Below are 11,522 nucleotides of genomic sequence, written 5' to 3'. Positions count from 1 at the left end.
GTGTCGAGACCCAGCCCCGAGTCACTGCTCGACGACGTCCGGAACGCGCCCGAGGGCCCGTCCGTCGGTGCGTTCTTCGACTTCGACGGGACCGTCATCGCGGGCTACTCCGTCGTGTCGTTCATGCGCCACCACATCACCCACCTCGACATCGACGTCCCGACGACGGTGCGCACCCTCGCGGCCGCCGGGAGCCAGTCGCTGGAGACCGAGGAGGACTTCACCAAGTTCCTCGGGATCACGCTGCGCAGCTGGGCCGGCCGGACGCCGGAGGAGCTCGAGAAGCTCGGGCGGCAGCTGTTCCGCGACGAGATCGGCCCGTCGGTGTACCCGGAGGCCTGGCGCCTGGTGCGCGCCCACCTCGAGGCGGGGCACACCGTGGTGCTGGCGTCGTCGGCCACCCGCTTCCAGGTCGGCCCCGCCGCGGACGCCCTCGGCGTCGACCACACCATCTACACGTCGCTCGAGGTCGGCGAGGACGGCCGCCTCACCGGTCGGCCCGACGGCCGCAGCCCCTACGGCGAGGGCAAGGCCGCGGCGGTGAAGGACTTCGCGGCCGCCCACCAGATCGACCTCGAGGCGAGCTTCGCCTACTCCAACGGCAACGAGGACGTGCCCTTCCTCGCGACCGTGGGCCGCCCGACCGCGGTGAACCCGTCGTCCGGGCTGCGCCGGGCCGCCGCCGAGCGCGGCTGGCCGACGATCGACTTCCCCGGGCGCCCCTGGACCGGCCCGCTGGAGGTCGCCCGCACCGTCGGCACCTACGCCGGAATGATGGGCGGCTTCGTGACGGGGCTCGGGCTGGGCCTGCTCGGCGGGTCGCGTCGGGCGGGACTCAACCTGGGGATCGGGCTCGGCGGCGACCTGTCGCTGCTCGCCTCCGGGGTCACCCTCGACGTCGTCGGCGGGCACCACATCTGGGAGAACCAGCCCGCGGTCTTCCTGTTCAACCACCAGAGCCAGCTCGACGTGCTCGTGCTCGGCGGTCTGCTGCGCGGCAACTTCGCACCGGTGGCGAAGGTGGAGCTGGCCAACAACCCGCTGTTCGGCCCGCTCATGCGGCTGCTGGAGACGGCCTTCATCGACCGCGCCGACTCCACGCAGGCCCGCAAGGCCCTCGAGCCCGCCGTCGAGCGCCTGCGCTCCGGGGTGTCGGTGGTCATCGCGCCCGAGGGCACGCGGTCGGCGACGCCGAGCCCGGGCCGGTTCAAGAAGGGCGCCTTCCACCTCGCGATGCAGGCGGGCGTGCCCGTGATCCCGCTGGTGTTCCGCAACACCGGCGAGCTCATGAGCCGCAACGCGATGGTGATCCACCCCGGGACCGTGCAGGTGGCCGTGCTGCCGCCCATCGACGTGTCGTCGTGGGACCCGGCGGACCTCGACGAGCACGTCGAGGGCGTGCGTCAGCAGTACCTCGACACGCTCGCGAACTGGCCGGGCGAGGACTGAGCGGCCCGCGGGTGTCAGCGGTGGCACACGGCTGACGTCCGGTGGCAGCAGGTCGCCACGCTCACCGGCCGACGAACCGCGGGGCCCGCTTCTCCTCGCGGGCCCGGCGTCCCTCGGCGAGGTCCTCGCTGGCCCAGCAGGCGCTGAACCCGGCGGCGACGGCGTCGAGGGTCTCCGCGTCGGTCGGGTCCTCGAGCAGCCGGTTCACCGCGAGCTTGTTGTAGGCGAGCGTGAGCGGGGCGAGCGCCGCCACCTCGGCCGCCCACGCGAGGGCGGCCGCCCGGGGGTCGTCGGCGGTGCGGTCCACGAGCCCCGCGGCCGCGGCGACGTCGAGCCGCTCGCAGGTCAGCAGCATCCGTCGGGCCGGGCCACCTCCGGCGAGCAGGGCCAGCCGCCGGACGGTCCACGGGTCGACGGCGAGCCCGAGCGCGGCGGTCGGGAGCCCGAAGACGGCCTGCGGCGAGCAGACCCGCAGGTCGGCGGCGACGGCGAGCTGCGTGCCCGCCCCGATCGCCGGCCCCTGCACGGCGGCGATCACCGGCACCTCGACCGCGACGATCCGCTGCAGCATCGCGTAGAGCGCGTCGAGGAACCCGGCGTCGCCGACGGTGTGCAGGTCGGCGCCCGCGCAGAACGCCGTGCCCTCCCCGGTCAGCACCACCGCCCGGGTCCCGCCCGCCACGGCCTCGTCCAGCGCCGCGTGCAGGTCCCGGCAGTGGGCGGTGTCCAGGGCGTTGCGCCGCTCCGGGCGGGCGATCCGCAGCTCGGTCACCGCGTCGTGGGCCTGCGTCTCGATCACGGGGTCATCGTGTCAGCTCCTGATCCGTGGGAGGAAAGCGTCGATGCTGTCACCTGATGACAGCAACGACGCTTTCCTGCCACCCCGGGGGCTGACACCCGTCGTCCGGAATCCGTCGCGGCGGCGTAGGCGGCCGCCAGCTTCTCCGTCGCGGACGGGCCCTCGGGCGCCGGCGCGCCCAGGTGGACCGCGCGCAGCTCCGCCATGAACTCCGCCCACAGCTCGGGGCCACCCGCCTCGAGCAGCTCGGCGCGCACCCGCAGCGGCGTCGACGTCTCGCGGTGCCGCAGCCCCCACGAGCCGAGAACCGCGTAGACCGGTACGAGCTGGATCGCCGCCTCGGTCAGGCTGTAGGTGGCGCGGCGACCCCGCCCGGCGTCGTCCCGGGTGAGCAGCCCGCTCTCGACCAGCCGCTTCAGGCGGTCCGCGAGGATGTTCGAGGCGATCCCCTCCTGCGACCCGGCGAGCAGCTCCCGGAAGTGCCGGCGGCCGCCGAAGGTGATGTCGCGGAGCACGAGCAGGCTCCAGCGGTCGCCGAACGCCTCCACCGCCTGGTTGATCGGACAGCCGGACCGCGTCTCCATGGTGCTTGCACTTTACCACTACTTGCCGCTACAACTGGTTGCATGTTGCCAGCGGTTGAGTCCCTCGGTCCCGACGACGGGTGGCCCGTGCTGCTCATCGGGGGCGCGACCTGGTCACGGGACTGGTGGGACGAGATCGCCACGGCACCGCTCGTCCGCGCCCGCGCCCGTGTGGTGCGCTACGACCACCGCGACACCGGCGAGGCGGAGCACTGGCCGCCCGGCGCGCCGGGCTACACCGGGGCGGACCTGACGGCCGACGCGCTCGGCGTGCTCGACGACCTCGGCATCGCGTCCGCGCACCTGGTCGGGCTGTCGATGGGTGGCGGGATCGCGCAGGAACTGGCCCTGGCGCACCCCGACCGCGTCACCGGGCTCACCCTGATCGCCACGACCCCCGTGGACCCGCGCGTCACCGGGCTCCCGGGCCCCGACCCGTCGCTCGCCCCCGGGCCGGAGCTCGACGACCCGGTGGAGGCGATCGTCGAGGGCGAACGGCCGTGCGCCGGCCCCGGGATGTTCGAGGAGGCCCGCGTCCGGGCCATCGCCCGTCGGGTCGTCGCCCGGACCCGCGACCTGGCGTCCGCGGCCAACCACTTCCTGGTGATCGGGGACGCGACGGGCGGGCCCGACGACCTGTCGGCGCTCGGCGGCCTCCCGGTCACCGTCGTGCACGGCAGCGCCGACCCGGTCTTCCCCCTCGCGCACGGGCGGGCCCTCGCCGACGCGGTCCCCGGTGCGGAGCTCGTCGTCGTCGAGGGCATGGGCCACCAGCTCCCGCCGGAGCGGGAGTGGGAGCCCGTCGTCGGGAAGGTCCTCAGCCGAGCGAGGCGATGATGCGCGGACGCATCTCGCTCGCCGAGATGACGGCGTCCACCGATCCGACCTCCACCGCCCGGTGGATGCTGTGCACCCGGTCGAACTCCGCGGCGACCGCGCCCAGCTGCTCGGCCCGGACCGCCGTGCGGACCTCGCGCAGCCGGGCCGCGATCGGCGCCCGGTCGACCTCGTCGGCCGCCCGGACCGCCTCGGTCAGCTCGGTGACCCGCGGGTCGGCCTCGGTGCGCTTGTCGACCTCGGCGGCGAACACGACGGCCGCGGCCGGCGCCCCGCCGATCACCGAGGCGAACGAGCCCTCCACGGCCAGCACCGTCATCCGCGGGTTCAGCGCCTTCGAGAACACCACGAACGCCCCGCCGTGGTACCGCGAGATCACGCAGAACACGATCGGGCCGTCGAAGTTGACCACCGCCCGGCCGATCTCGGCGCCGTACTCGAGCTGGATGTTGCGCATCGAGTCCGGGGAGCCGTCGAAGCCCGAGAGGTTCGCCAGCACGACGACGGGCCGGTTCCCGCTGGCCGCGTTGATGGCCCGCGCGGCCTTCTTCGACGACTTCGGGAACAGCGTCCCCGCCGTGTAGGTGTCCGGGCCGTCGGTCGGCGGGAAGCCGCGCCGCGGCACCGACCGCGACTCGATGCCGAGCAGGCAGACCGGGTGGCCGCCGAGGTGGGCGTCGAACACCACCGCCGTGTCCGCGTCGGCCATGCCCGCCCACCGCTCGAGCGTCGGGTGGTCGGCGTCCGCGAGGGCCCGCATCACGGTGCGGATATCGAAGGCCTTCTTGCGGTCCGGGTTCGTGGCGGGCGAGAAGATCTCGCCGATGGTGGTGAACGTCGAGTCCGGCGAGTCGTGCGGGGCCGTGGTGATGTCCCGGTCGACCGGGTCGGTGGTCGGCAGGCGCCGCGGTCCGGGCTCGCCGGGGACGACGTAGGTGTGCTCGTGGTGGGCGAGCACGATGTCGCGGGCGCTGCCGAGGTCCGGCGCCCAGTACTGCGCCTGGCCGTTCGGCCCCATGACGCGGTCGTAGCCGCCGATGCCGAAGTTGTCCTCGGCCGAGACCCCGCCGGAGAAGTCCAGGGACTGCTTGCCGGTCAGCACCATCGCCGACTCCGGCGTCATCACGAGGATGCCCTTGGTGTGCATGAGCATCGTGGCCTCGGCGTTCCAGTACGGCTGGGCGCCGACGTTGATGCCCGCGACCACGATGTCGATCTCGCCGCCGGCCTGGGTGAACTCGATGATGCGCTTGAGGCCGCGCGCCACCCAGTCCATGTTCTCGGTGCCGGACTGCATCGCGATCCGCGCGCCGGCCGAGAGCGCGTACCACTCCACCGGCACGCGCATGGTCTCCGCGAGATCGAGCGCCGCGATGATCCGCGAGCACTCCGGCTCCGAGACCGCACCGAGCGCCTTCGTCGGGTCGCCCGCGAGGACCACGCGGGTGACGCCCTCGGGGTAGCCGTCGGTGGGGGTGGTGACGACGGCGACGACGATGCCCGCGACGTTCCCGCCGGGCGCCCGGTACACGGGGACGAGGCGGCCGTCGTCGAGGTCGTGCTCGACGATGGTCCCGGTGTCGCCGGCGACCACGTTCAGCACCTCGTAGGGGTGCACCGTGTTCCGACGGCGGGCGCGCATCACCTTCTGGCCGTAGTCGTCCATCGGGGCGAGCCGCTCGGTGGGCGGCGGGCCCACCGAGTACTGCACGCCCGCACCCGGCTGGGAGTAGAAGCGCCCGGCGATCGGATAGGTGCCCTCGGGCGTCGTGATCCGCCCGGACACCAGGACCTCGTCGATCCCGGCGCCCGAGGTGATCGGGGCGATGCTCGCCCGGACCGCCGTGACCTGCTCCAGCTCGGCCTCGATCGCCGGCCAGATGTGCAGCCACACGTGGTTCATGTCCAGCGGGACGGCCCGCGAGGACCGGACCGCGCGGACCCGCCGGATGCCCTCGACGCAGTCCGCGATGGCCCGCTCGACCTGGGGCAGCGACGACACCCGGCCGTCGGCGTCCCGCACGACGGCGAGCTCCCGGACCTGGGCGAGCGCCACGAGCCGCTGGTCGGACGGGTTGTCCTTGGCCGTCGCGTGGTAGAGCAGCACGTCGTCCGGCGCGTCGACGCGGACGATGTCGAAGTCGCGCAGCCGCCACAGGTCGAGCCGGCGCCCGACCATGGGGTGCACCCCGCGCACGAGGTCGTCCTCGACGAGCCCGCCGTCGTCGGTGGGCCGCATCGTGAAGTAGCCGACCGGGCGTCCGGGGGCGCAGACGGCGACGGCCACCCGCCGCACGTCGTGGGCGAACGCGGTCGCCCCGAGCCGCTCCCGCAGGGCGGCGCAGCAGGCCTCGGCGTCCTCCGGCGCGTCCGGCCAGGCGAGGTAGAGGTCGACCACCGTCGCCTGGCCCGGGGCGTGGGCCGCCACGCGCTCGGCGAGCCCGGTCGCCAGGGGCCCGTCGGGCGTCAGCTCGGCCACGGTGCCGACCGTCGACACGAGCCGCGTCGGCCGGCCGTCGAGGACGTAGTCCGCCTCGACCGACGGGCGGTCGGCGACCGTGGGCGTGCGCAGGTCGTCCAGGTCGTAGCCGCGGTAGTGCCGTCGCGTGAGCACGTCGAGCAGCGGCTCACGCACCGGGACGCCCGCGAGCAGCCGGTCGGCGAGCAGCCCGACGACCCGCTCCGGGGTCGCGGCGAGCGCCTCGATGCGCTCCTCGCGGTCCGGGGCCTCGGGGTGCTCGTCGAGGGAGGCCAGCTCGGCGGCGACCCCCTCGAGCGCCGCGGCCCGCTCCCGGGCGACCACGGGCTCGTCGAACCAGCGGTAGCGGACGCTGCGGGCCAGGTCACCGACCGCGGGGAAGCGACGCTGCATGGCGCGGACCAGCCGGTCGAGCAGCTCGCGCACCCCGACGGCCCGGTCGTCGTCGATCGCGGGCTCCACCAGCCAGCGCTGCAGGATCGCGGTGACGATCACGAGGTCGGGGGCGGAGCGGCCCTGGGCGAGGAAGACCCGGAACACGACGCGCTCGAGCTGCGGCGTGCGGGTGAGGTCGTCGACGCCGTAGTGCGCGAGCACGCTGCGCAGCTTCGCCGTGAACATCTCCGGCAGCGCCCCGCGCTCGGCGTCGAGGCTCTGCAGGTAGGTGTGGAAGTACTCGCGGGGGCTGTGCACCCGCAGCTCGGCCCGCGCCTCCTCGTCGGCCGGCCGGTTGCGCGAGAGCTCGGCGAAGTCGGCGAACACCGCGAGCAGGCCGATCTCGGCGTCGTGGACGTCCTCCCCCGCCGCCGCGCGGGCGTCGCGGTCGGCCAGGTAGCGGGCGAGCGCCGCCTCGGTGCCCCAGCCGCCCTCCTCGCCCGGCCCGACGTCGTAGCCGAGGAGCACCGCGACCAGGTCGTCGAGGGCGCTGCCCGCATCGGCGTCCGCGGCGGGCAGGTCCAGCTCGGCCGCGGCCGGGTCGGCCTCCTCGACGACCGCGTCCGGGTCCTCGAGCGGTTCGAGCCGGGCCAGCGGCGTCCCGGTCTCCACCTGGCTGCCGGTCGACACGTGCAGCTCGCGCAGGACGCCCGCGAACGGCGCGTGGAGCTGGGTCTCCATCTTCATCGACTCGAGCACGAGGACCGGCGCCCCGGCCGCGACCTCGTCGCCGACGGCCACCGGGACCGCCACCACGAGCGCCGGGGCGGGGGCCCGCACCACGCCGCCCTCGTCCCGGCTGACCCGGTGGGCGATCCCGTCGACCTCGACGAAGTGCACCGGGCCGTGGGTCGCCGAGAGCACCCGGTGGCCCTGCCCGCCGACCACCACGCGGCGGTGGTGGTCGTCGAGCAGGTGGACGGTCACGTGCACGACGCGGTCGTCCGCCCCGTCCCCGCCGACCACCGTGACGCGGAAGCGCTGCGCGCCGATGCGGGAGACCTCGAGGCGGTGGCTGCGGCCGCGCAGGCTCAGGTCGAACGGCCGCGCGGAGCGGTGCCCCACCTGCGGTCGCCCGCCGCGCGCGGTCTCGAGCAGCCGGGCGACGTCGACCAGCTCCTCGCTCTCGTACGCCTCGATGGCGGCACTGACCAGGGCGATCCCGGAGTGCCGCTCCTCGAGGAGACCGCCCTCCGCGCGGACCCGGTCGATCCAGCCGGTGTCGGCCGACCCGTCGATCACCTCGGGGCGGTCGAGCAGGTCGAGCACGAAGCTCTTGTTGGTGACGCCGCCCTCGACCACCACCGCGGTCTCCGACACCGCCCGCCGCAGCCGCGCGAGCGCCTCGTTGCGGGTCCGCCCGGAGGCGATGATCTTCGCGATCATCGAGTCGAAGTCCGGCGGGATGACGTCGCCGCGACTGACGCCGGTGTCGACCCGGATGCCCGGCCCGCTCGGCAGCTCCAGCAGCTCGATGCGCCCCGGGGAGGGGGTGAAGTCCCGGTCCGGGTCCTCGGCGTTCAGGCGGGCCTCGACCGCGTGCCCGACCTCCGGGGGCCGCGTGCCGGTGAGCCGGCCGCCGCTCGCCACGTGGATCTGCAGGCGCACCAGGTCGGTGCCGGTGGTGACCTCGGTGATCGGGTGCTCGACCTGGAGGCGGGTGTTGACCTCGAGGAACGAGAACGCCTTGTCCCCGGGGTGGTAGAGGAACTCGACGGTCCCGGCGCCGCAGTAGCCGACCCGCAGCGCGAGCCGCTCCGCGGACGCCTTGAGCTCGTCGGTCTGCTCGACGGTGAGCAGCGGGGAGGCCGACTCCTCGATGATCTTCTGGTTGCGGCGCTGGATCGAGCAGTCGCGGACCCCGAGCGCCCACGCCGTGCCGTGCGGGTCGGCGATGACCTGCACCTCGACGTGCCGCGCCCCGGTGACCAGCCGCTCGAGGAACACCACGTCGCTGCCGAAGGCCCGGCGGGCCTCGTCGCGGGTGTTCTGGAACGCCGACCGCAGCTCGTCCGCGCCCCGGATCGTCCGGATGCCACGACCGCCGCCGCCCGCCGCCGCCTTGAGCATGAGCGGGTAGCCGATGGCGTCCGCCGCCTCGAGCGCCGCGTCCAGCGACTCCACCGCGCCGCCGCTCCACGGGGCGACCGGGACCCCGGACTCCTCGGCCAGCAGCTTCGCGCCGATCTTGTCGCCGAGCCGGCGCATCGCCTCGGCGCTCGGACCGATGAAGGTGATGCCGAGATCGGCGCACCGCTGGGCGAAGCCCGAGTCCTCCGCGACGAAGCCCCAGCCCACCCACACCGCATCGGCGTCGGTGGCGCGCAGCGCGTCGACGAGCCGGTCGTGGTCCAGGTACGGGCGGTCGGCGGCCGCGCCGAGCGCGTACACCTCGTCGGCCTCCCGGACGAACATCGCGGCCGGCTCCGCGTCGGTCGCGAGGGCGATCGTGCGGATCGGCTCGGCGTCCGTGCCGCGGCGCTCGGCGTTGATGTCGCGGACCGCGTGGATGAGCCGGACCGCCGCCTCACCCCGGTTGACGATCGCGATCCGTCGCACGGCTCGGAGCGTGGTGCCTTCGTCGGACGCCATGGCGTGAAACTTGCCGTTTCCGGCGCGTACTCGCCAGTCCGTGTGCTGCGGCACTGCGCACACGGACCCCCGGGTACGCGCTACCCCGGGTCCGTCCCGCCCTCGCGGTCGGGCCGGAGGGGCATGATCTCCGGTGTGGAGACCCGACGCGATCCCGCCGTGGACGTCCCCGAGGCCCTGTTCGCCGACCCGGAGGCCGAGGCGCGCTGGCGCGGGCGGTTCACCGCCGCCCGCATCTCGGTGCCGGACTGGGCCCGCGACGCCCCGGAGCGCAGCGTCTACTCCTCGAACGCCAGCGGCACCTGGGAGGTCTACGCCTGGGACCGGGCCTCCGACACCCACCGGCGGGTCACCGACCGTCCGAACGGCACCCGCGGCGCCACCGTGTCCACCGACGGCGCCTGGATCTGGTGGTTCGACGACACCGACGGCGACGAGTTCGGCACCTGGGTGCGGGAGCCGTTCGCCCCCGACGTCGCGAAGGCCGTCCCCGCCGTGGAGGGCGCGCAGCGCGGCTACCCCGCGGGCCTCGACCTCGGGACCACGACGACGGCGATCGGCTGGTCGACCGACGACGGCTCGACGCTGGCGGTGCAGGTCGGCGACGCCGACCTGCGCACCGTCTACACCCACACCGAGGACGCCGGGATCGGCGCGCTGTCGCGGGACGAGACCCTGCTCGCGATCTCGCACTCCGAGCACGGCGACTCCCGCCACCCGGCGATCCGGGTGCTCCGCCTGCCCGGCGCCGAGGCGGTGGCCGACCTGTACGACGGCGAGGGGAAGGGCCTCGAGCCGGTCGAGTTCGCCCCCGTCGCCGGGGACCCGCGGCTGCTCGTCCAGCACGAACGGCGCGGCCGGGACGAGCTGCTCGTCTGGAACCCGCTGACCGGGACCGAGACCGAGCTCGACATCGACCTGCCCGGGGACCTCTCGGCCGGCTTCTACCCCGACGCCTCGGCGCTGATCGTCGCCCACACCCGGGCCGGACGGACCACGCTGCACCGCTACGACCTGGAGAGCGGGGAGCTCACCGACCTCCCCACCGCCCGCGGGTCGGTCGGGGGCGCGGACGTGCGCCCGGACGGGTCGGTGGAGTACGGCTGGTCCTCGGCCGAGCAGCCGTCGAGCGTGCGGGTGCTGCGCCCGGACGGCACGGACGAGGTGCTGCTGACCCCGCCCGGGGACCGGCCCGCCCCGTCGGTGGTGCTGGAGGACGCCTGGGTGCCGGGACCGGGCGGCGACGTGCACGCGCTGTACTCGCGCCCGGCCGGCAGCACCGGCCCCGTGCCGACGCTGTTCATGATCCACGGCGGGCCGCAGGCGGCCGACGAGGACCGCTACTCCGCGGTGCGCGCGGTGTGGCTCGACGCGGGCTTCGCCGTCGTGCACGTCAACTACCGCGGCTCCTCCGGCTACGGCTCCTCGTGGCGCGACGCGATCGAGGGCCACCCGGGGACGACCGAGCTCGAGGACGTCGCGGCCGTGCAGTCGTGGGCCGTGGAGTCCGGGCTCGCCGACCCCGCCGCGTGCGTGCTCGAGGGCTGGTCCTGGGGCGGCTACCTGACGCTGCTCGGACTCGGCGTCCAGCCCGAGCGGTGGGCCGTGGGCGCAGCCGGTGTGCCGGTGGCGGACTACGTCGCTGCCTACGAGGACGAGATGGAGCCGCTGCGGGCGTTCGACCGGTCCCTGTTCGGAGGCTCGCCGACCGAGGTCCCGGAGCGCTACCGCACCGCCTCGCCGCTCACCTACGTGGACGCGGTCACCGCGCCGGTGCTGGTGCTGGCCGGCGAGAACGACCCGCGCTGCCCGATCCGCCAGATCGACAACTACCTGGACGCGCTCGCGGCGCGCGGCACGCCGTACGCGATGGTCCGCTACGACGCCGGGCACGGGTCGCTCGTGGTGTCCGAGACGCTGAACCACACGGCGGCCGAGATCGCGTTCGTCCGCCGGGCGCTCGGCATGTCGGTCCCGGTCGCGGGGTAGGAGGACCTCCGTGCTTGCGGACCAGCTGCGCAGCGGCGCGCGGACGATCGGCTACTGGGTGCTGTCGGACAACCCGCAGGCGGTGGAACGGGTCGCGGGCGTCGGGTACGACTACGTCTGCTTCGACGCCCAGCACGGGCTGCTCGACTACCGCGCCCTGCTGAACGGCCTGACCGCGCTCGACGCCCGCGGGACCGCCGGGCTCGTGCGGGTGCAGGACAACCAGCAGTTCTGGATCGGGCAGGCGCTCGACGCGGGTGCGGCGGGCGTGATCATCCCGATGGTGAACTCGGCCGACGACGCCCGCGCCGCGGTCGCCGCGTGCCGCTACCCCCCCGACGGGCCGCCGGTCCATGGG

5 protein-coding genes and 2 pseudogenes are annotated in these 11,522 nt (G+C 74.7%); 4 read left to right on the top strand and 3 right to left on the bottom strand.

Going from position 1 to position 11,522, the window contains the following annotated elements; all coding sequences use genetic code 11:
- Entirely contained in the window at nucleotides 1–1,449 is a 1,449-nt protein-coding gene (locus BJ983_RS23800) for an HAD-IB family hydrolase (protein ID WP_343054328.1), read from the top strand.
- Nucleotides 1,450–1,510: 61 nt separating this feature from the next.
- Here the strand turns inward: BJ983_RS23800 and BJ983_RS23795 are convergent, their stop codons facing one another.
- Together BJ983_RS23795 and BJ983_RS23790 are read right to left on the bottom strand one after the other, a co-directional pair.
- On the bottom strand, nucleotides 1,511–2,248 hold the full coding sequence (locus BJ983_RS23795; RefSeq protein ID WP_179796070.1) for an enoyl-CoA hydratase: 738 nt from the start codon (nucleotides 2,246–2,248) through the stop codon (nucleotides 1,511–1,513).
- 116 nt (nucleotides 2,249–2,364) lie between these two features.
- Nucleotides 2,365–2,832: pseudogene (locus tag BJ983_RS23790) on the bottom strand (winged helix-turn-helix transcriptional regulator); the annotation flags it as partial.
- 42 nt (nucleotides 2,833–2,874) lie between these two features.
- On the opposite strand from BJ983_RS23790, the gene BJ983_RS23785 reads away from it, so the two are divergent.
- On the top strand, nucleotides 2,875–3,669 hold the full coding sequence (locus BJ983_RS23785) for an alpha/beta hydrolase (protein ID WP_179796069.1): 795 nt from the start codon (nucleotides 2,875–2,877) through the stop codon (nucleotides 3,667–3,669).
- On the opposite strand, the gene BJ983_RS23780 is transcribed toward BJ983_RS23785, so the two are convergent.
- Nucleotides 3,650–9,175: an ATP-binding protein gene (locus BJ983_RS23780; RefSeq protein WP_179796068.1), complete on the bottom strand. Its 5,526-nt coding sequence runs from the start codon at nucleotides 9,173–9,175 to the stop codon at nucleotides 3,650–3,652. The two genes, BJ983_RS23785 and BJ983_RS23780, sit on opposite strands and share 20 nt — an antisense overlap.
- 123 nt (nucleotides 9,176–9,298) lie before the next feature.
- Here BJ983_RS23780 and BJ983_RS23775 point away from each other — a divergent pair, with 123 nt between their 5' ends.
- Nucleotides 9,299–11,164, top strand: a complete 1,866-nt coding sequence (locus BJ983_RS23775; protein ID WP_179796067.1) for a S9 family peptidase — start codon at nucleotides 9,299–9,301, stop codon at nucleotides 11,162–11,164.
- A 10-nt stretch (nucleotides 11,165–11,174) separates the two neighbouring features.
- Nucleotides 11,175–11,447 (top strand): annotated as a pseudogene (locus BJ983_RS31840) (aldolase/citrate lyase family protein); the annotation flags it as partial.
- Between the last annotated feature and the right edge of the window lie 75 nt (nucleotides 11,448–11,522).

This window comes from Actinomycetospora corticicola (assembly GCF_013409505.1).
In the GTDB taxonomy this organism is placed as follows: domain Bacteria; phylum Actinomycetota; class Actinomycetes; order Mycobacteriales; family Pseudonocardiaceae; genus Actinomycetospora; species Actinomycetospora corticicola.
The sequence above is the reverse complement of the archived record's forward strand: the minus strand, read 5'-3'. Positions and strand labels throughout refer to the sequence as shown.